Annotated in this window: 24 protein-coding genes; 10 read left to right on the forward strand and 14 right to left on the reverse strand. The window is 38.8% G+C overall.

Annotation, left to right across the window (positions count from 1 at the left end):
• Positions 1-22: 22 nt before the first annotated feature.
• From dut to KRODI_RS06180, 6 genes are all read left to right on the forward strand, one after another.
• Positions 23-457, forward strand: coding sequence for a dUTP diphosphatase (dut, locus tag KRODI_RS06155; RefSeq protein ID WP_013750723.1), 435 nt, complete (start codon positions 23-25; stop codon positions 455-457).
• Positions 458-542: 85 nt separating this feature from the next.
• Positions 543-1,562, forward strand: coding sequence for a sugar phosphate nucleotidyltransferase (locus tag KRODI_RS06160; protein ID WP_013750724.1), 1,020 nt, complete (start codon positions 543-545; stop codon positions 1,560-1,562).
• Between the two features lie 9 nt (positions 1,563-1,571).
• Complete coding sequence (locus KRODI_RS06165) at positions 1,572-2,954, forward strand: tetratricopeptide repeat protein (RefSeq protein ID WP_013750725.1); 1,383 nt, start codon at positions 1,572-1,574, stop codon at positions 2,952-2,954.
• Positions 2,954-3,736: a DUF4292 domain-containing protein gene (locus KRODI_RS06170; protein WP_013750726.1), complete on the forward strand. Its 783-nt coding sequence runs from the start codon at positions 2,954-2,956 to the stop codon at positions 3,734-3,736. Before KRODI_RS06165 ends, KRODI_RS06170 begins: the two co-directional genes overlap by 1 nt.
• Entirely contained in the window at positions 3,723-4,955 is a 1,233-nt protein-coding gene (locus tag KRODI_RS06175) for a murein hydrolase activator EnvC family protein (protein ID WP_013750727.1), read from the forward strand. The genes KRODI_RS06170 and KRODI_RS06175 overlap by 14 nt, the downstream gene beginning before the upstream one ends.
• A 145-nt stretch (positions 4,956-5,100) precedes the next feature.
• Entirely contained in the window at positions 5,101-5,286 is a 186-nt protein-coding gene (locus KRODI_RS06180; RefSeq protein WP_013750728.1) for a CsbD family protein, read from the forward strand.
• A gap of 50 nt (positions 5,287-5,336) precedes the next feature.
• On the opposite strand, the gene KRODI_RS06185 is transcribed toward KRODI_RS06180, so the two are convergent.
• Together KRODI_RS06185 and KRODI_RS06190 are read right to left on the reverse strand one after the other, a co-directional pair.
• On the reverse strand, positions 5,337-5,846 hold the full coding sequence (locus KRODI_RS06185) for an acyl-CoA thioesterase (protein ID WP_013750729.1): 510 nt from the start codon (positions 5,844-5,846) through the stop codon (positions 5,337-5,339).
• Positions 5,847-5,913: 67 nt separating this feature from the next.
• Complete coding sequence (locus KRODI_RS06190) at positions 5,914-6,849, reverse strand: SPOR domain-containing protein (protein WP_013750730.1); 936 nt, start codon at positions 6,847-6,849, stop codon at positions 5,914-5,916.
• A 101-nt stretch (positions 6,850-6,950) separates the two neighbouring features.
• Between KRODI_RS06190 and dprA the strand changes: the two genes are divergently transcribed.
• From dprA to lysM, 3 genes are all read left to right on the forward strand, one after another.
• A complete protein-coding gene (gene dprA, locus KRODI_RS06195; protein WP_013750731.1) occupies positions 6,951-8,054 on the forward strand; it encodes a DNA-processing protein DprA in 1,104 nt (367 codons plus the stop codon).
• 197 nt (positions 8,055-8,251) lie between these two features.
• Positions 8,252-9,214, forward strand: a complete 963-nt coding sequence (locus tag KRODI_RS06200; RefSeq protein ID WP_013750732.1) for a hypothetical protein — start codon at positions 8,252-8,254, stop codon at positions 9,212-9,214.
• Positions 9,215-9,493: 279 nt separating this feature from the next.
• Positions 9,494-9,994 carry a peptidoglycan-binding protein LysM gene (lysM, locus tag KRODI_RS06205; RefSeq protein WP_013750733.1) on the forward strand — a complete coding sequence of 167 codons (501 nt, stop codon included), beginning with the start codon at positions 9,494-9,496 and terminating at the stop codon, positions 9,992-9,994.
• A 93-nt stretch (positions 9,995-10,087) separates the two neighbouring features.
• Here lysM and KRODI_RS06210 read toward each other — a convergent pair whose 3' ends face one another.
• From KRODI_RS06210 to KRODI_RS06265, 12 genes are all read right to left on the reverse strand, one after another.
• Positions 10,088-10,417, reverse strand: coding sequence for a hypothetical protein (locus KRODI_RS06210; protein ID WP_013750734.1), 330 nt, complete (start codon positions 10,415-10,417; stop codon positions 10,088-10,090).
• An 11-nt stretch (positions 10,418-10,428) separates the two neighbouring features.
• A complete protein-coding gene (nadD, locus tag KRODI_RS06215) occupies positions 10,429-11,007 on the reverse strand; it encodes a nicotinate (nicotinamide) nucleotide adenylyltransferase (RefSeq protein ID WP_013750735.1) in 579 nt (192 codons plus the stop codon).
• A gap of 18 nt (positions 11,008-11,025) precedes the next feature.
• Positions 11,026-11,370: a HopJ type III effector protein gene (locus KRODI_RS06220; protein ID WP_013750736.1), complete on the reverse strand. Its 345-nt coding sequence runs from the start codon at positions 11,368-11,370 to the stop codon at positions 11,026-11,028.
• 7 nt (positions 11,371-11,377) lie between these two features.
• Positions 11,378-11,977 carry a guanylate kinase gene (gene gmk, locus KRODI_RS06225; RefSeq protein WP_013750737.1) on the reverse strand — a complete coding sequence of 200 codons (600 nt, stop codon included), beginning with the start codon at positions 11,975-11,977 and terminating at the stop codon, positions 11,378-11,380.
• A complete protein-coding gene (locus tag KRODI_RS06230) occupies positions 11,977-12,840 on the reverse strand; it encodes a YicC/YloC family endoribonuclease (RefSeq protein WP_041295642.1) in 864 nt (287 codons plus the stop codon). Before KRODI_RS06230 ends, gmk begins: the two co-directional genes overlap by 1 nt.
• Before the next feature lie 170 nt (positions 12,841-13,010).
• Positions 13,011-13,343: a hypothetical protein gene (locus KRODI_RS06235; protein WP_013750739.1), complete on the reverse strand. Its 333-nt coding sequence runs from the start codon at positions 13,341-13,343 to the stop codon at positions 13,011-13,013.
• Positions 13,343-14,104, reverse strand: a complete 762-nt coding sequence (locus tag KRODI_RS15480) for a DUF1080 domain-containing protein (protein WP_013750740.1) — start codon at positions 14,102-14,104, stop codon at positions 13,343-13,345. The genes KRODI_RS06235 and KRODI_RS15480 overlap by 1 nt, the downstream gene beginning before the upstream one ends.
• Positions 14,105-14,107: 3 nt before the next feature.
• Positions 14,108-14,836: a DUF1080 domain-containing protein gene (locus tag KRODI_RS15485; RefSeq protein ID WP_013750741.1), complete on the reverse strand. Its 729-nt coding sequence runs from the start codon at positions 14,834-14,836 to the stop codon at positions 14,108-14,110.
• A gap of 9 nt (positions 14,837-14,845) precedes the next feature.
• Entirely contained in the window at positions 14,846-15,898 is a 1,053-nt protein-coding gene (locus KRODI_RS06250; protein WP_013750742.1) for a sugar phosphate isomerase/epimerase family protein, read from the reverse strand.
• Between the two features lie 81 nt (positions 15,899-15,979).
• Positions 15,980-17,116, reverse strand: a complete 1,137-nt coding sequence (locus KRODI_RS06255) for a Gfo/Idh/MocA family protein (protein ID WP_013750743.1) — start codon at positions 17,114-17,116, stop codon at positions 15,980-15,982.
• A 103-nt stretch (positions 17,117-17,219) separates the two neighbouring features.
• Complete coding sequence (locus tag KRODI_RS06260) at positions 17,220-18,440, reverse strand: MFS transporter (RefSeq protein WP_013750744.1); 1,221 nt, start codon at positions 18,438-18,440, stop codon at positions 17,220-17,222.
• A 5-nt stretch (positions 18,441-18,445) separates the two neighbouring features.
• Positions 18,446-19,432, reverse strand: coding sequence for a sugar phosphate isomerase/epimerase family protein (locus KRODI_RS06265; RefSeq protein WP_013750745.1), 987 nt, complete (start codon positions 19,430-19,432; stop codon positions 18,446-18,448).
• Between the two features lie 190 nt (positions 19,433-19,622).
• Between KRODI_RS06265 and KRODI_RS06270 the strand changes: the two genes are divergently transcribed.
• Positions 19,623-21,302, forward strand: a complete 1,680-nt coding sequence (locus KRODI_RS06270) for a GMC oxidoreductase (protein ID WP_041295826.1) — start codon at positions 19,623-19,625, stop codon at positions 21,300-21,302.

Below are 21,302 nucleotides of genomic sequence, written 5' to 3' on the forward strand. Positions count from 1 at the left end.
TGCGGAATTGAAATAGATTATAATGAAGATTAAAGTAATTAATAAAAGTGAACACGCACTTCCTCACTATGAAACCATTGCTAGTGCAGGAATGGATTTACGTGCAAATATCACAGAGTCAATCACGATAGGTTCATTAGAAAGAGCCATTGTTCCTACCGGAATATTTATGGAACTTCCTATAGGTGTTGAGGCACAGGTAAGACCACGTAGCGGACTAGCTGCCAAAAAAGGGATCACCGTACTCAATGCTCCAGGAACCATAGATGCAGATTATAGAGGAGAAGTAGGAGTAATTCTTGTAAACCTTTCTAATGAGCCGTTTATAATTGAAAATGGTGAACGCATTGCACAAATGGTCATAGCAAAGCACGAGCAAGCACAATGGGAAGAAGTTACAGAACTTTCAACCACAGATCGTGGTGAAGGCGGTTTTGGGAGTACTGGGGTAAAATAAATTCCTACGTAGGTAAGAATTGCTCTCTCTAAAAGCAATAAGTATTAAATTCCATGTAAATGGATTAAGTAAAGATTTATAAAAGATGAAGATAATAGTACCAATGGCCGGACTCGGCTCGAGATTAAGACCACATAGTTTAACGATACCAAAACCTTTAATTCCTGTAGCAGGAGCACCTATTGTACATCGTTTAGTGCGTGATATTGCAAAAATACTGAAGCAGCCGGTAGATGAAATTGCTTTTATACTTGGAGATCCTACCTTTTTTGGTGATGCAGTGATCAAGCAGCTTGAGGAACTTGCAGAAAGCCTTGGTGCAAAAGCATCTATCTATCGTCAGGGAGCTCCTCTAGGAACCGGTCACGCAATCATGAGTGCAGAGCCTTCTTTAAGCGGTCCTGCGGTAATCGCATATGCAGATGCATTAATACGTGCAGACTTAGAGCTAGATCCTGAGGCAGATAGTGTTATATGGACAAAGAAAGTCCCTAATCCTGAGGCTTACGGAGTTGTAAAACTTAATGATAAAGAAGAAATTGTAGAGCTTGTAGAGAAGCCAGAAACATTTGTATCTGACCAAGCTGTTATAGGTATATATTATTTTAAGGATGTAGCCGTTCTTAAAGAGAAGCTTCAAGAAGTGTTAGATGAAAATCTAATGAATGGAGGTGAATACCAGATTAACGATGGTATAAAGAAAATGATGGCCGAAGGGCGTATTTTCAAAACTGGAACCGTTACAGAGTGGATGGATTGTGGTAATAAAGAAGTAGCTATAGATACTAATTCTAAGATGTTACAGTTCTTACACGATGAAAAAGAAGAGCAACTAATTGCAGACTCTGTGGTAAATGAGAACTCAACTATTATTGAACCTTGTTTTATAGGTGAAAACGTAGTTCTTAAAAATTGTACTATAGGTCCGGGTGTTGCGATAGGAGCTGGCACAACTATTGAAGATAGTACTATAAGCCATAGCTTAATCCAGCAAGATAGTGTTATAAAAAACGCACAGTGGACAGAAGCCATGATAGGTAACAAAGTACAGTATAACGGAGAGCACACGCGTGTAAGTCTTGGAGACTACACAGTGATGAAATAATCTAAAGTGATGAATAAAGGAATTTACATACTCATATTAACGGTGTTTTTTACGCTTTCGCGAAAGCGTATGAACGCACAGCAACCGCAAGAGGTAACACCTTTTGCAGATGAGAATGTGGATGACTTAGGTGATGTGTCAGATGCTTTTCAAACAGCTTTTTTTGAAGCCCTTAAGCAAAAGGGGATTGAAAATTATGAACGCGCCATCACATCATTAAATAAGTGTATCGCTGTAGAACCTGAGCTTGCCATATTATATTTTGAGAGAGGGAAAAACCAAGTATTTCTCAAAAATTATGATGAGGCTGCCTCAGATTTTAATACTTACTTAGATATCAAACCTAATGATGTAGATGTTTTAGAGGCATTATATGAAGTTCACTTTCAGCAGCAAGATTATGATGCAGCAGCTACTACAGTAAAAAAGCTTATAGGGTTTGATGTGCAGTACAAGGAAGATCTTGCGCGCATCTATACAAGTACGAAGCGATACGAAGAAGCTCTTGACCTCATTGAAGAGCTAGATGATGAGATAGGAAGTGACATATATCGAGATCGATTAAAGAGCAAATTATATGCGCTTTCTGGTAATACAAATAGACAGGTAAAGGAGATAGAACAGAATATTGCTTCTAATCCAAAGAGCGAGGCAGAGTACCTCAAACTTATATTACTGTACAGTGAGCAAGGGGACACGCAAAAGGCATACGAAACTGCACTTGAGCTACAAAAGGTAAATCCTTATGCAGACGAAGTGCACTTAGCTTTATACAAGTTCAACCTTAATGATGGGAAGATAGATGAAGCAATTGCTTCTATGCAAAAGGTACTTGAGAGTACGCGTATGAGTCCGCCAGCAAAGCATCGCGTGCTTAATGATTTTGTACTCTTTGTAAATAGAAATCCTAAGTACGAGCCGGAGCTAGAGCGAGCCATTGCAATTTTTGACACCCAAGTAGCAGATGCAAATATTTATCAAGAACTAGCTACGTATTACATTCAAAAAGGAAATAAAGCGAAGGCATTGCCATACCTTACTAAAGCGTTAGATAGTGAGCCAGAAAATCTCGAACTGATAAAAAACACAAGTTTATTATTGCTAGACGCTGGTAGTTTTGAAAAAGTAGAAGATGTAGTGGCAGATGGTCTTGATTTATATCCATCGCAGCCGTTATTGTATCTTACTTATGGCGTAGCATTAAATAAACAAGGTAAGTTCAAAGCTGCTATTGATCAGCTGGAACTTGGTGTAGATTATATTATTGAAGATTTGATCATGGAGATGGACTTTTACAAACAGCTGGGAGATGCACACACGGGTGATGGTGATGCTGCAAAAGCAGCCCGTTATTACAGCAAGGTAAAAGAACTTAAAGCACAAGGAAATTAATGAAGAAGCTAGGCTACATATTATTAGTAATAGTGCTCGCAAGTTGCGGTGGTGCAAAGAAAGTTACTACCACAGAGACAGTAGAAGATATTTCTTCTAAGCGTCTTGTAAAGGAATATTATAATAATGCGATAGATTTTACAACTTTTGATGCTCGTACAAAAATCAAGTACAGAGATAAAAAAGGTACAAAGCCTACAGTTACTCTTACTATCCGTATTGAAAAGGATAAGCAAATCTGGATGAATGCCTCATTGATAGGCTTTTCTGGTGCTCGTGCTTTAATAACTCCACAGAAGGTGCAGTTTTATGATAAGCTCAACAATCAATACTTTGATGGGGATTTTGCATTTTTAAGTCAGTATCTAGGTGTAGAAATAGACTTTTTCCAACTGCAGCGTTTACTCACTGGGCAAACAGTGTATGACTTGAGAGAAGGTAAGTACACGTTTAAAGAAACTCAAAATGGCTACGAAGTTATCCCGAGAAAGCAACTGGATGAAGTCAATCTATTTTTTGGCATTAATACTCAAAACTTTGTTACACAAGAGCAACGTATAGAGCAAAAGGATAATGGAGGATCGCTTGATATTGCTTATGGCGATTATAAAGAAGTAGGAACCAAGATATTTCCATTCTTATTAGACATCCTTGCAGATGATGGTAAAAACCAGTTTCAAGTACAAATAGAGTATCGTGATATAGATTTAAACGGAGAGGTACGCATGCCATTTTCTATTCCTTCTGGATACCAAGAAATCAAGCTCAATGCAAAAAAATAAGTTCGCATACATCTTTATTGTAAGCTGTTTCTTGACATTATTTATGTCACAGGCAGCTCTTGGGCAGTCTGCAAAGCAAAGACAGTTAGAACAGCGCAGAGAGGCTCTTAAAAAGGAAATGCAGCAGTTGCAACGCTTGCGCGAAACAAATAAAAAGAAAGAGGTTTCTATCCTCACACAAGTAGAAGATCTTGATACAAAAATTAGACTGCGTTCAGATCTTATAAAAGTTACTAATAGTCAGGCTAATTTACTTACTCGAGAGATTAATGAAAACCTCGAGAAAATGGAAAACTTACGTAAGGAACTTGCCATTCTCAAGGAGGATTATAGTGATATGATTCGTAAGTCTTATAAAAGCAAGAGTGGTCAAAGTAAGATTATGTTTCTCTTATCTAGTGAGAGTTTTAAGCAAGCATATAAGCGTACGCAATACATGAAGCAGTATGCAAATTACCGAAAGAAACAAGGCTTGCAGATTAAGGAGCGCACCACACTCATTCAAGAAACAAACAAGAAGCTAGTGAAACAAAAAGGCGATAAGGAAGCACTTATTGCAGAAAATAGAATTGCTAGAAGAGAGCTTGATAAAGAGAAAGAACGTCAAGACGAACTTGTAAAAGAGATTCGTAAAAAATCAAGTAGCTACATTGCCCAGATTAAAACAAAACAACAAGAGGCAGATCGTATAGACAGACAAATAGATAAACTCATTGCAGATGCTATTGCAGCGAGTAATAAAAAAGCCGGAAAGTCGGCTAGCAGTAAGACATTTGCTATGACTCCTGCAGAGGTTGCGCTTGCTAAAGAATTTTCTGGAAATAAAGGTAGATTAATATGGCCAGTAGTGCGAGGTAGAGTGACGCGTCGCTTTGGTAAATCTGCACACCCTACGCTTCCAGGAATTACACTTACTAATAGTGGTGTAGATATCGAGACAGATCCAGATGCAGCTGTGAGAGCTGTGTTTGCAGGAGAGGTTACTCAGATACAAGATATGCAAGGAGGTACTATCACTGTTTTTATACGTCATGGAGATTACCTCACTGTCTATACAAATCTTAAGAGCATTAAGGTGAAACAAGGAGATAAGATTTCTTTTAAACAGGAGATAGGTCAGGTAACGCGCAACGCTTTTAGTGGCAAGAGTATTCTTAAATTTTCGGTGCGTAAAAATACGTCAAAGCTTAATCCAGCAGACTGGGTACTTAATATGTAATGTTCTTTTTGTGCTTTCGCGAAAGCGTACTTGAAATTCTACATCTGAGTAACTTTAGCACAACCATAACACTTTTTAATATTCTCTTATAACAAGAAGGCTCTCATTATAAGTAGCTTAGTGGTGAACTTAAAAAAAGAAGATTATGAACAGCACAGAACTAGAAGGAAAGTGGAATCAAGTAAAAGGAGATTTCAAACAGAAATACGGAAAGCACTTTGACGACGATGAGACATTTGCAGATGGAAAATTTGACGAAGTTGTAGGTCGCATCCAAGAAAAAACTGGAAAAACCAAAGAAGCTATTAAAGAAGAAGTAGAAAAGTGGTAATAGTAAACCACAAGTATAAAAAAAGCCTCCAATTGGAGGCTTTTTTTATGTTATATAAATAAAGCTTTAAGCTCTGTTGCATCTTCTGGTTTCATTTTACCAGCCAGCACAAGAGATAATTGCTTACGTCGCAGTGCAGCGTCATATCGTTTCTTCTCAAGATCAGACTCTGGAATTACTTGTGGTACTAGAACTGGAATTCCTTGCTCATCTACGGCGACAAAGGTGTAAATTGCTTCATTTGCCTGTGATTTTAAGCCGCTCTCACGGTCTTCTATCCACACATCAATCACTATCTCCATAGAGGTCCTAAAGGCGCGAGAAATCTTTGCTTCTACAGTTACTACACTTCCTAAGGGAACCATGCGGTTAAAGGCTACGTGGTTTACAGATGCAGTTACTACAATACGACGTGAGTGTCGTCTTGCAGCAATACTTGCAGCTCTATCCATACGAGCGAGTAACTCACCTCCAAAGAGATTACCCAAAGGGTTAGTCTCACTAGGTAGGACTAAATCTGTTAGTGTTGTTTTTGAATCAGTAGGCGTACGTGCTTCCATTACATTTCAATTTTGGCGCAAAGGTACGTCAAACTCGAAAGGTGAAAAATGAAAATCTAATAAAGGATTATTCCATTTCTTGCACAAGAAGCCATGCTTCTTTGTTATCCGTACTGCGTATAGACTTTAACGCGGCCAGTGCTTCTTGAGAGTCTATATAGCTTCCATATACTACTTGATGAAGACCATATTTATTAGTCCCTATCTTGCGAGCTTTAAAGCCTTGTTCTGTAAGTTGGTCCACACGTGTTTGTGCATTTTCTTCCATACGGAAAGCTCCCGCAACAATGTGATAGCTTCCTACAGGCTTAGTAAGCGATAGCTTAATCGCTGGTAGCGGATTAGGTATTTCAAAAGTAGCTTCTTGAATTTTATCTTCTAGTTGCTCCTTTGCCTCTTGATGAGAAACATAGTTATGCTGCTCTACATCTTTTACATAGTTAAATCCTACAGCGCCTATAAGTCCAAAAGCTATTACAGCCGCAGCTGCATATTTCACCCATGAGCTCGCTGCCTTGCGTTCTGGGGTAAAAGCTATAGGAGTTGTACTTTCTAGAGCAGTAACTTCTTCTTTGTAAACTTCTCTTAAAATCTCTGGAGAGGTAAATGAAGAAAGACCAAAAGAATCTGTAAGATAATTAAGGTGGTATGATGGCTCAAACTGTAACCTGCTTTCTGCATCTAGAGAAAGTGTCCCTATGTTTGATAGTGTCTGTGCTTCTCCCTTGTGAAGACCGTCAAAAAGAAAACGCACGTATGATTTAATACGAGTACTCGCTTCCTCATGAGGTATCATCTCAGTTTTAGAAATATAATTTGCTAGCAATCCATCGCTATCTGTAAGTTGCGCGTTAAAAGAAAGTTTCTTCTTAGGCGGGTAGAAGGCATGGGTTGTTGAGTGAATCTGTGCACTCTGGATTTGAGTCAAAAACGCCCCAAAACCAGGTAATATCACACATTCATATCTATATAATAAATCGCTTATGTACTGATCTAACTGCATAATTCAAAATTAATCAAAATGCATAGCCCTCCAAGATTTAGTGATTTATTTTATTAACAGATATAATAGTTGTTACTTAGTTGTCTTAAAATCAACAGTTAATGTCCGAAAAAGAATTACTTTCCTTGCTTGCATTACAGCATACCCCTAATCTAGGTGATGGGACCATCAAGAAATTAATACAACAATTTGGGAGTGCAGAGGAGGTACTAAAACAGCCTAAAACCACGCTTCTCAAAATTGATGGGATAGGAAATCATAAACTCAGCGCCTTTGGTGAGGAGAAATATTACGCTTTCGCGAAAGAAGAACTTTCCTTCATACAGTCTAATGATATTAAGGCAACTACCTACACAGATCCAGACTATCCACAGCGGTTGAAATATTGTATAGATGGACCTGTTGTGCTCTTTTCTCGAGGAAACATTAACTGGAATAATCCGCGAATCATTAGTATTGTGGGCACTCGTAAGATTACCACTTATGGTGAGCATTTCTTAAAAAAATTCATCAAAGAGATAGCTCCGCTTAATCCGCTTATTATTTCTGGTTTTGCTTATGGAGTAGATATTACAGCTCATAAAGCGTGTATTGACAACGGTTTACAAAATATAGGCGTACTTGCTCACGGCCTTAATCAAGTGTACCCTAAAGTACATAGTAAGTATATGAGCGGAGTAGAAGCAAACGGTGGTTTTGTTACAGATTTCTGGAGTCGTAGTAGTTTTGTGCATACTAACTTCTTGCAGCGCAATCGGATTATAGCTGGTCTCTCTGAGGCTACTATTGTGATTGAATCTGCAGAGAAAGGAGGATCACTCGTAACTGCAGATTTTGCAAATGGCTATAATCGTGATGTTTTTGCGGTACCTGGACGTGCAGACGATAAGCAAAGTTTAGGATGCAACAATCTCATCAAACAGCAACGGGCAAATCTCATGACAAGCGCAGCCGACCTTGTGTATATTCTCAACTGGAAACTAGAAGAAGAGCAGCAGCCAGCCGTTCAAAAACAACTTTTTGTAGAACTTACAGATGAAGAAAAGGTCGTTTGGCGATTCCTTAACGAGAATGGAAAGGAGCTTATGGATATTATTGCTCTTAACTGCAAGCTACCCACTTTTAAAATCGCGAGCATATTATTGCAGATGGAACTTAAAGGAGTGGTAAGACCTTTACCTGGGAAGTTGTTTGAGTTGACGTAATCCTTGAAATATTTTAAGAGGTTTGGTTATGAGTTAGTTGCTCTCATCGTAAGTGAGTACTTTATATATAATGCACTTATAAGAGGTTGAGAACATTTTCGCGAAAGCGAAATTAAAACACAACCATCTAATAATTAGTTGTTTATATTTTTGGCACGCCGTTTGAATACTGTTAAGGGAATCAAAAAACAAACAGTATGAAAACGATCAAAAAATTATTTGCAGTAGCGCTTATCGCAGCTCTATTTACTTCTTGTTATACAGAAGAGATCGTAGTAGTAGATCCTTATGTTGAAGTAAATAGTGGACCTTCACTTAACCAAGTGTTGAGTCAGTATGAAATATTTTATGTAGATATTGATGCATCTTCCGGTAATCTTGCCGTACCATTTTTACAAAAGGCATTCACAGTATCCTTTAGAAACGGAACCATCTTTGCAAACAATAACTTATCTGGTCTAGGTCAGAATGGTGGAGGATTTGGTATTGATGTGGGAGCTTATGACACCTTTGGGTATGAGCTAGATGCTTATCATGATCTAGATGGAGATTATTCTTTTGATGTGCGTGTATTATCTGGTAATGAGATAGAGTTATTTCACCCGTCTACAGGAGCAGTTTATATCCTTGTAGGATATCAAAGAAGCACTTTTGACTATGACTTGGTTTTCTATAATAATATCCACTACTTCTTACAAGAATTTGAAGCTTGGGAAAAAATCTACACCAGTGAAGAAGGAGAAATAAATCCTTTTGATAATGAGAATTTCTTACAGTTTTTACCTGCGGGGGTTTCTGGCAACTTTAGAAGCTCTGAAGATGGTAGTGGTACATCTATAAATAATATCTTTTGGGATTATGATGGTATCTACGATGTAAATGATGTGCCTGGAGATTTCTACTTAAAGACTTTAACATTAGATTATAATTTTCCAGACAATGAGTTCTTTGACCTTACCGTTATTGATGATGAAACGATAGAGCTGTTTCAAGTAAATACAGGAACTACATACCAGTTTAGAGGTAGAGGGTATATCCAGTTTAGAACAGCAACAGATGGAAAGAGTAAAAATGCGCCGAAACTTCGTAAGAAAACGGCAGACATTAAAGCAGAAATAAAAGCGCTTACCGCAAAGAAGGCAGCAGCGCTTAAAAAGTAATAATTACCGCACTAGCTACGGCAGTGTGATTCAAAAATTTTTGGTTGGTTATTTAGTTGGAGAATCCTTACCTAAGTGTTACTTAGTGTGAGGATTCTCTTTTTTTGGGAAGTGGCTCATGTGAATGAGATTTTACAAAAACATAGATAATCTACCTAAATGTTAGGTAAGGGTTAATATATGTTGAGATTTACTAAAGTCATCATAACAATAGATTGATAAGTCTAGCTTTTTTGTAACTTCCGTACTCAATAAAAACACTAACTAAATATTATAATTATGGGATTATTTTCATTCATTAAAAATGCAGGAGCAAAAGTTTTTGGAATAGGAAAAACAGATGCAGAAGAAGCAGCCGAAAAAGCAGCAGTAGCCGAAGAAAAAATTGCAATGGCAAATGCTAAAGCAGCAAGTAACATGGCAGAAACAATTAATGACTTAGGTCTTGATGTTGACAACCTTGATATTTCAATAGATGGAGATGTTGCTGTAGTTACTGGAAGCGCGCATGATCAAGCAACTAAAGAAAAGGTAATCCTTGTAGTAGGAAACTCTACAGGTATTGCAACGGTAGATGATAGACTTACAGTAGAGAATCCAGAGCCAGAAGCTCGTTTTTATACAGTTGAAAAAGGAGATTCTTTAAGCAAGATCTCAAAAGAGATGTACGGAGACCCAATGAAGTACCCACAAATCTTTGAAGCAAACAAGCCTATGCTTAAGGATGTAGATAAGATTTATCCAGGTCAAGTATTACGTATTCCTCACTTAGAGAAATAAAAGAAAGCGCTCAAGCGCGATTATAGACTAATTAAAAGAACAAATATGAAGGACGATAGTCTGGAATGTTTGTTCTTTTTTTATGTGTAGTAATTAAGATAGCTGACTAAAAACATCCAAAACTTCTTTAGAAAGGTTCATTAAGAAAAATAGCCAGAAAATAACGGCTATAATTACAAAAACGCGAGCCTTAGCGAGCTTAGGGCTATGAGGTTCCTTTCTAGCTTTGAGATATTTGATGATAGTAAGTATACTAGATGCAATAAATAAGGCAACCGTAAATCCTAAGAGAAAATCAGGTAAATCATTGTCTGAAGCTTTTATGCGTTTTAAAGCGAGGTGTACAAGAAATGAAATAACCATCAAGATACCGTAGTAGGTCGCTTCTTTACTATTTTGATGTGTCAAATCCCGTTTAGACATACTACTATTACCTATTTATAAAAGTTCATTTGATCGATATAGGTATGTACCTCAGGTGGTAATAAAGGTCTTATGTTTTTACCATCCTTAATAGCCTTACGAATCATTGTAGAAGAGATTTCCATGATAGGAGCATCTACTTTGTGAATCTTTAAATGGTTGTCAAACTGTGTTTCAACCGTGCCTTCAGAGATTCTAGGGTATACGTAAATGTCGTGACGCTCAAGAATCACCTCGTAGTTTTTCCACTTATGAAGACTTTTAAGATTGTCTTCCCCCATGATTAAGCAAAACTCGTGCTTAGGATACTTTTCTTCCAGATGAGCTAGTGTGTTTACCGTATAGTTAGGTTGCGGTAAATTGAATTCAATATTGCTTGGCTCTATTTTGTCATAGGTTTCAAGAGCTTCTAAAACCATCTGATAACGGTGATTGTTATCTAGTAAGCTACTCTTTTTCTTAAACGGATTGTGTGGCGTGATGACCATCCAGATTTTATCTAGGTCGCTATACTCTGCCATGTGATTTGCAATCGCAAGATGCCCTACGTGAATAGGATTAAATGTTCCGAAGTAGAGACCTATTTTCAATGGAGTAGTATTTAAAAATTATTTCTTGCTTAGAGGATTTGCATCAAATGTGATACCGTCCCATCCGTACTGCATGAAGTTTCTAATGTTTTGATGATCTGTGCCGTTTGGATTGCTCAAAACATCTTCTCTGTAATATGCGCCAAAACAGTGTAGTGTGTCACTTTTATTCAATCTTTGATCTTTTGCAAAACCAAATAACTTGCAAGAGCCATTGCTCTCACCGCTTTCATTACGAATGTCTCCATTTGTAAAGGAGCTAGGCGTAAAAGTATATAGTGACTCTATAATCGCCATGGTATCTGTAAACTCAATCTCGCTTGGTCTAGTAGCAAGTTTGGTTTTAAAATCTTGTAATGTCATCTCTATGTTATTTTACAAAATCAGTAACAAGTGTTACTGCCTCGCTAAGTGCTTTGTCTAGATTGTCATTAAGGATGATATAATCAAACTGTGGTGCCGTAGCGAGCTCTACAGAAGCTTTTGCGATGCGCATGTTGATCTTATCCTCACTCTCTGTGCTACGCTTCTTGAGGCGTATTTTAAGCTCGTCTACACTAGGTGGTTTCACAAACACAGCAAGTGTTTTATCTGGAAATTTCTTTTTGATACGTAAACCTCCCACTACATCAATATCAAAAATCACATGTTTGCCCATGGCCCAGATACGTTGTACCTCGCTCCACAATGTTCCATAGAAGTTATCACGGTATACTTCTTCCCACTCTAGAAAGTCGTCGGCCTTGATGTGATTTTTAAATTCTTTCAGATCTATAAAATAATAGTCCTTCCCATTTTTTTCTTCTCCACGAGACTCACGACTCGTTGCAGAGATACTAAACTCAAGGTTTAATTCTTCTTGTGCTAGAAGGTGTCTTACTATCGTTGTTTTTCCGCTTCCTGAAGGTGCCGAAAATACGATGAGCTTTCCTTGATGATCACTATTATTATCTTCTGGTTGCTTTGCCATTAGAGTACATTTAAAACTTGCTCCTTTATTTTTTCTAGTTCGTCTTTCATTTGCACTACCAACTGCTGCATCGGTGCATAGTTAGACTTAGATCCAACGGTATTAATCTCACGACCTATTTCTTGGCCTATAAAGCCAAGTTTCTTACCGTTAGAATCATCAGATTCTAGTGCTTCTGTAAAGTAATCTAGGTGATTCTTTAAGCGAACTTTTTCCTCAGTAATGTCATATTTCTCTAGGTAATAGATAAGCTCTTGCTCAAAGCGATTCTCATCTACATTTACTTTAAGATCAGAAACAGCTTTTTCAAGCCTTACTTTTACATCACTCAGTCTATCTACATCAAGTATAATAACCTCCTCCAGCAAGCGCTGTAGGTTTGCAATACGTAGTTCAAACTCTGCTTTAAGAGAGTTTCCTTCGTCTAGACGGTATTTATTTATTTCTTTAAGTGCTTCCTCTAAATTTGATACAATCGATGTGTACTCATTTTCATCTAGCTCTTCACGTTCCGTTTTTAAAGCATCAGGAAGGCGCATTGCCATTTTAAGAAGTTCTGTCTCACTAGGGTTACCACTCACAGCATCAGAGAGCTGAGCCATATAAGCGTTTACCACCGTTCCATTAATCACAGTGTTGGTGTTTTCTCCAGTACTTTCTACATACAGACCTACATCAATCTTACCACGCTCGAGTGCTTTTGCAACCATATTGCGCAAGGCAAGTTCTTTCTCACGATAGGTAGAAGGTATACGAGCATTGAGATCTAGATTTTTGCTGTTAAGCGATTTGATCTCTATTGTAATTTTTTTTCCAGGAAGTTGTAGTACACTTTTCCCAAAACCTGTCATCGATTTTATCATTTGGCAAAGATAAAGGTTCAGTTATTAATTATGAATGGGGTTTGTACGCTTTCGCGAAAGCATAATTGTATTACCATAATCTTGTAATTAAAAGCATTTAAGTTGTACTTAAAAACAATCCTTCAAGAGTCTGGTGAATGCAATCAAATTTTCGCGAAAGCGAGACAATGCTATTTTATTTTGTCAGTCATATACGATCGCACTTGGTAATTTGCTAAAATCACGTAAGCGATAAGTGCGACATAACCGCCGTATGCTGCATAAGGGCTTTCAAGAAAGAACAGACAGCTGCAAATTGCAAAAAGCGCAATGGTGCCTATGCCATATTTTTGAGCCAAAAACGAGTATGCACTATTCCATGTGGCTTGATCTCTCATCCACCATTCTGGAGATTTTGCTAAGAATGAGTTACCCATTGACGGTGGGAAGTAACGCGTATTTATATATAATGCCAGACTTATGAGTGCTGGTGCCAGTGTGGTAAGTATTGTAGGGAAGTCCATTAATCTAATTTACGTAACCATATATTTCTATACCCTACACCACTCTTATCACCGTGATCTTGCAGTACGATAGGACCGTCACCGTGCGGGTTGTTTTTAGGGTAGCCTATGTACTCTGTGCTTCCTTGTAACTCATAGTGATCTTGAACAAGTACACCATTGAGTAATACTGTGAGCGTACCTGCTTTTGTTCTTTTTCCTGCACTGTCAAATTCTGGCGCATGGAAGACAATGTCATAGGTGTTCCACTCTCCTGTAGGTTTTGCAGCCATCACGTCTGGTGCTTTTTGCTTGTAAATAGAGCCCACCATACCATTTACATAGGTATCATTGTCATTGTTATTTAAGATTTGCACTTCGTACAAGCCTTGAAAAAATACGCCACTATTACTTCTGTTTTGGTTAGTCTGTGTGTTGTTCGGATCACTGCGCCATTCTAGGTGTAATTGTACGCTCCCGAAGTCCTCTTTGGTGACAATATCTCCCGTTTTATCCTTTACGGTCATACTTCCGTCTTGATTAATCGTCCACTTAGGAGCGCCGCCATCGTTTTTACTTTTCCAGGCGTTGAGGTTTGTGCCGTCAAACAATACCACAGCATCACTCGGGATACCGGTCTGCCCGTTTATGGCAACCTTTGCAGGTTTTGGACCCCATACTTCTGTTTGTTCTGGTTTTGTAGGTTCGTTACCCACATTTCCTGAGCCACAAGATGTAATGGTCAGTGCTGTTACTATAATTCCTAAATGGTATAATTTCATAATCTATAATTCTTTTATTGTAATGTTGCGGTACCATACTTTGTCTCCGTGATCTTGTAGACCTATGTGACCTTCTTGGTATTTCCCAAAGCCTTTCCAGTCTGCAAACTTAGTCTTTGCAACCATAGCATCCCACTCTTCACCATTTACTGGGAAGGTATATGCTTCTTTGCCGTTAAGGCTTACTTTACCTAGGTTACTATCGTGATTGATAGAAAGCGTTACGCTGTTCCACTCACCAGCGGGATTGATCATACCATCTGCGGGTTTTATCATATCATAAAGTGACCCTGCTTTATGTGTGCCATTGGCAACCTTTGCATCTGGGTGACGCTCGTCATCTAGCACTTGTATCTCTGGACCAGTTTCATAAGCTTCTTTAAACTCAGGCGATTCTTTTACACCCCAAAAGATGCCACTGTTACCACCTTCTGAAACTTTCCACTCGAGCTTGAGTTCAAAGTTTTTATAGGTGTTTTTTGTAATGATGTTTTTACCACCTTCTTCCCCAGGTGTAAAAGCCATTGCTCCATCTTCTATGGTCCAGTTGTCGTGCATACCGTCTGTACCATATCCTTTCCAAGCGTTGAGGTTAGAGCCGTCGAAGAGTACGGTTGCCGGTGCTTCTGTCACTGTTTCTACTTCTTGAACCTCTTGTGCTGTTGTAACTTCTTTTTCTTTACAGCTTAAAGCGAAAATTGCCACCGCTGCGATATAAATTGTTTTTTTCATAATACTGTTTTAAAGTCCAAGTATCTTCTTCAACTGCTCTTTATCAATATCTTCACCTGCAAAATCATCAAAGCGTTTTTGTGTTGCTTCAATAATATGTGAAGCGATAAAAGGCGCACCTTCTCGAGCTCCTTGCTCAGGACTTTTTACACAACATTCCCACTCCATCACTGCCCAAACATCACAACCGTATTCTGTGAGTTTTGTAAAAATGGTTTTAAAGTCTATCTGTCCATCGCCTGGAGAGCGGTAACGCCCAGCGCGATCTTGCCAGTCACTGTAACCGCCAAAAGTACCACGCCTCCCATCTGGTTTAAACTCAGAATCCTTTACGTGAAAGGCTTTTATAAACTCGTGATAATGGTCTATATATGCGATGTAATCTAGCTGCTGTAATACAAAGTGACTCGGGTCATATAAGATATTACAACGCTTGTGATTACCTGTAGCTTCTAGAAAACGTTCAAAAGTCACTCCGTCGTGTAGATCTTCACCAGGGTGAATCTCATAAGCCACATCTACACCACACTCATCATAAGTATTGAGTATAGGTAACCAGCGTTTTGCAAGCTCCTCAAACCCCATCTCAACAAGTCCTGCAGGACGTTGTGGCCAAGGGTGCATTGTATGCCAAAGCAGCGAACCACTAAACGTAGCACTCACATCAAGACATAGATGTTTACTTGCGTGTGCTGCGCTTATTACTTGCTTGCGAGCCCACTCAGTACGTTTCTTTGGGTTGTTTTTACAATCGTCTGGAGCGAAGTTATCAAACATCAAATCGTATGCAGGATGTACCGCAACTAGTTGTCCCTGCAGGTGAGTCGATAGCTCTGTAATCTCAAGCCCATAGTCATTTACTTTACCCTTAAGCTCATCACAGTAGGTTTTACTCTCTCCAGCCGTGGTGAGGTCAATTAATCGATTTTCCCAAGTTGGGATTTGTATTCCTTTATACCCAAGGTCTGCTGCCCATTTGCACAATCCGTCTAGCGAATTAAATGGTGCTTTGTCATCCATAAACTGGGCGAGAAATACTGCGGGTCCTTTTATTGTTTTCATTGGATATATTTATTTTATTCCCGCGAATGCGAGAATCTTTTCTATTGTTATTTTTTACGCTTTCGCGAAAGCGTACTTATACTACTCTAGGTCTACCCACACATTCCCATCACGATGAGATTGCACGGCTTTCTGAATAAAATTCATTCCTCGTACACCATCTGTCATCCCCGGAAACTCACCTGAATTGTAGTCTTCTCCACGTATTGCCTTAGCAACACCTTTATAGATATTACCCATCGCATCAAAAATTCCTTCTGGGTGTCCCGGAGGTAGTTTTGTGCCATCTAGCGATAGCGCACTGTTATAAGCGTGGCCTGGTTTAAGCACGCGCATAGGTTGTCCATCTTCTAATAAATAAAGATAGTTGGGTTTTTCTTGCTCCCACTTGAGTCCAGCTTTTGTACCATAAATAGCTACGGTAAAATTGTTTTCTTCACCTGTTGCTATTTGGCTTGAGCGTAACACTCCTTTTGTGTATTCATCTAAGCGCAGTAATACGGTACCGTCTATGTCCATCTCATTATCTGCATACAGATGGTTGAGGTCTGCAAGTACAGATTTAATTTTCTTACCAGTGACAAACTCCAGCATCTGGTAAGCGTGAACGCCTATATCACCCAGACAGCAAGAAATGCCAGATTTCTCGGGCATTAAACGCCAGGTGCTATTGCGTTGCTCCTTGTCGTGTATGAGGTTATTAATCCAGCCTTGGTAATACTGAGCGTCTACTTTTTGTATCTCGCCTAGTTCTCCATTTGCTATCATTTCCCTCATTTGGCGTACCATAGGGTAGCCAGTGTAGGTATGTGTAAGCCCAAATACGTTACCATTCTTCTTTTGGATAGCCTCGAGCTCAAGCGCCTCTGCGTGCGTCATTGTCATAGGCTTCTCACAGATCACGTTAAAGCCAGCTTCTAGGAGCTGCTTTGCCATCGGGAAGTGTAAAAAGTTAGGCGTGAGTATAGACACCACCTGTATACGCTGGTCTGCTGGTAAGGCAGTTTCTTTTTCTATAAGCTCCGTTAAATCTTTATAAATACGATCTGTCGGGATGCCTATTTGAGCAGCAAATTCTTTGCTTACTTCAATATCTGGATTAAAAGAACCACCTACTAGTTGGTATGCATCAAACATACTAGCCGCCACTCGGTGTAACACACCTATTAAACTATCTCCGCCGCCACCTAAGACGCCCCATCTTATTTTATTACTCATTGTGCTGTGTTTTTTAATTTTTAATTACATCGAGTATATGAATATTTCTCTTAAAAAAGTCTGCCTTTTAGGGTAGGGGGAAGACTTTTTTTAGACCTTGCTACTACTCCGTATATTCTATTTTCTCACTCTTAAATAATAGTGCAAAAATCACAAATACTGCTGCTGCAAAAATTGCTGGGAATACCCATACAGAGTTCCAATCGTGACCTTCACCTAGAATATTTGCATCAGTTATTATCCCAGTTATATAAAAACCTACGGCCATACCCACTCCGTATGTCGCAAGTGTGATAAGCCCTTGCGCAGCACTCTTGATTTTTGGTCCGGCTTTACTATCTGTGTAAATCTGTCCAGATACAAAGAAGAAGTCATAACAGATTCCGTGAAGTGCAATACCTAATACTACTATTGAAAACAGATCGCCTCCGTTACCATAGGCAAAAAGCATGTAACGTATAGCCCAAGCAAGCATTCCTACGAGGATAGTCTTCTTAAACCCAAACTTCTTAAAGAAAAACGGAAGTAATAACATGAATAATATTTCAGAAGCTTGCCCTATAGTAGTCCAAGCCGTAGAATTTTCCACACCAGATTCCGTTAAGAATGGACTTAGGTTTGTATAATAAAAAGCTAATGGGATACAGATAAGTACAGATGAAAGAAAGAAAACAAAAAAGTTTCTGTCTTTTAAAAGTCCTAATGCTTCGAACCCCAAAATATCTTTAATAGTCACTTTTTCTCCTTTTGCACTTGGTGGTGTTTTAGGTAAGGTAAAACTAAAAACACCTAATACTACAGAAACAATGGCTGTCATTAAAAATGTATTGGCTAATAAACCTTGTTTAATTCCGTCTTCTGAGTCCCAAGAGAAAGCAAAACTTATAAAAAGTCCCGCAATGATCCAGCCTATAGTTCCCCATACGCGTATGAATGGAAAATCTTTTGAAGGATCTTTCATTTGATTAAACGCAACGGAATTTACAAGTGCTAGTGTAGGCATGTACGCAATCATATACCCAAAAACATAAGGGTAAAAAGTAGAGAAGTCAGAGGATTGAGACATTAGGTACATGAGAACAGCACCTATCAAGTGTAAGACACCAAGGATACGTTCTGCATTAAAATATCTATCGGCGATTAAACCTATAAAAAAGGGTGCTATAATTGCTCCCCAAGACTGTGTAGAGAAAGCTTCTCCAATCTCTGCCCCATCGGCGCCAAGGTTACCTAAAAATGTACCTAAGGTCACAAACCAACCTCCCCAAATAAAAAACTCGAGGAACATCATAAAGGATAATTGAAACTTAGTCGTTGATTTCATATTGCTTATTTAAGATTGTCTATTGATTTTTGAACAAGTGCCTTGGTAAGTGCGATACCTTCTTTTGGGTCTTCTAGTGGTCCCTCATATTCTGTACCCACATATCCTTCAAAACCGCTATCTGCAACGATTTGCATTATGCGTGCATAGTCTAGTTTTGTCTCGTTACCATTTTCATCAAAGTTATACGACTTGGCAGATACCCCTTTTGCAAAAGGCATAAGTTCTACGATACCTTTATAAGTATCATACTCTTCTATACAAGGCGCTCCCCATCTTGCTCCACCTTCTCTTTTTACACAAAAATTTCCAAAATCAGGTAATGTACCAGCATAATCAGAATCTACTTCCGTCATCACAGCGGCCAGCTTTGCTCCGTCACTAGACCATCCACCATGATTTTCGATTACAATATTTACACCTACCTTTTCTCCATATGCACTAAGCTCTCTTAATGATGAGACAGAGTATTCGTGCCATTTTTTTGGGTCTTCTTCTCCAAAAAGATTAGCACGGACAGAATGAGCGCCAATTATTCTAGCAGCACCCATCCAGTATTTGTGTACAGCAATAGCTTCTTCACGTTTTGAATTATCTGGATCAGCAAGTTCTCCATCACGATCTACCATGATAATGACATTATCTATTCCCGCTGCATCAGATTGCTCTTTCATCTCACGAGCCCAGTTCATTATTTTTTCTTCATAATCACTCTTGTCCTGTAATTCTGGATATAATTGTGTTACGTATTCAACACCAGTAAAGCCTAAATCTTTTGCAATTTGAGGGAAGTTCTTTGGGTTCATTGTGCCATCAAGAAATGGTTTGTGAAGTGACCATTGAGCCAGCGAGTGTTTAAAAACGGGTGCTACTTTTTGAGTATTTTCAATTTTTGCTTTCGCGGAAGCGTTATCACCCTCTTTTTTTTGATCTGTTTTACAAGAAATGAGTGTAAAGGCGCATAAAAATGTTCCTAGAAGATATTTTTTCATAATATAATTTAATTGGAGGGTAGAACTATAACGTTTTCGCCCGTGAATTACTGTTAAATCTAGTGTTTGACTAAGGTAACCTTTTTCTCATATTAACAAAAAACAACTTAAAATTTATATATTTGGTAAACTACATCACAAATTTTTTTCATTAATACAATATATAGTGAATACAGCTAACGAAAACGAAATGTACGACGCAATCGTCGTAGGCTCAGGGATCTCCGGAGGATGGGCAGCAAAAGAGTTATGTGAGAATGGTATGAAAACGCTTGTTTTAGAGCGTGGTCGTATGGTTAATCACATAGAAGACTATCCTACAATGCATAAAGACCCTTGGGACTTTGAATTAAAGGGTAATAATAGCGTAGAAGTAGATGCTCGTTATGAGAAGCAATCTCGTACTGGGTATGTGCATAAAGCTGAGCATAGACATTTTTTTGTGGATGACGTTGATCATCCTTATAATGAGACCAAACGTTTTGACTGGATACGTGGTTACCACGTAGGAGGACGTTCACTTATGTGGGGACGTCAGAGTTACCGTTTATCTGATATTGACTTTGAAGCAAATAAAAAGGAAGGTATTGCTGTAGACTGGCCAGTACGTTATAGCGATATATCTCCTTGGTATGATAAGGTTGAAGAGTATATCTCTGTTTCTGGAGAAAACCTAGGACTTGAGGTGTTACCTGATGGTAAATTCTCACCTCCAATGGAGCTTAACTGTGTGGAGGAAGTGCTTAAGAAAAACATGGCCGAAAATTATAAAGACGGTCGTTTACTTACTATAGGCCGTGTTGCTCACATTACAGGGTCAAAAACTTATGACGGGCGTTCTGCCTGCCAGTTTAGAAATCGTTGTATGAGAGGGTGTCCTTTCGGGGGATACTTCTCAAGTAATTCATCCACACTACCAGCTGCAGAACGCACAGGGAATATGACGTTACGTCCATTTTCTATCGTTACAGAAGTGATGTACGATGATAAAACAGGTAAGGCAACTGGAGTAAAAGTTACCGATCAAGAAACCATGGAAACCATGGAGTTTAAAGCAAAGACCGTTTTCCTTTGTGCATCTGCCATTGCATCTGCTAGTATTCTTATGAACTCTAAGAGTGAGCGTTTTCCTAATGGAATGGGTAATGACTCTGGAGAGTTAGGTCACAACTTAATGGATCACCACTTTAAAGCAGGAGCAACTGCAAAGTGGGATGGAGATAAAGACAAATATTACAAAGGACGTCGCCCTAATGGGCTATATATTCCACGTTTTAGAAATATAGGAGGAGTGACAGATCAGAAAAACTTTAAGCGTGGTTACGGTTATCAAGGTGGAGCTGGACGTGGTGATTACCAGCCACAAATTGCTGAGGCAGGATACGGTGCAAAGCTCAAAGAAGAGATTCAAAAACCAGGAGGATGGACTATGAGCCTTATGGGCTTTGGAGAGTGTCTTCCTTACCATGAAAACAAAATGACGCTGGATTACAATGATCTAGATAAATGGGGACAACCTAAAGTAAACTTTGACGCAGAGTGGAAAGAGAATGAGTGGGAAATGCGTAAGGATATGATTGCAAGTGCAAAAGATATGCTTAAAAAAGCTGGATTTACAGATATCCAGACTATGGATGATCCTAGTGCTCCGGGTAACGGAATACATGAAATGGGTACGGCTCGTATGGGTCGTGATCCTAAGACATCAGTTTGTAACGGTAATAACCAGTTACACGCTGTTCCTAACGTTTATGTAACAGATGGAGCGTTTATGACCTCTGCAAGTTGTGTAAACCCATCACTCACATATATGGCTTTTAGTGCACGTGCCGCAAATCACGCTGCAGCTCAAATCAAAAAAGAAGCGTAA

This window comes from Dokdonia sp. 4H-3-7-5 (assembly GCF_000212355.1).
Taxonomy (GTDB): domain Bacteria; phylum Bacteroidota; class Bacteroidia; order Flavobacteriales; family Flavobacteriaceae; genus Dokdonia.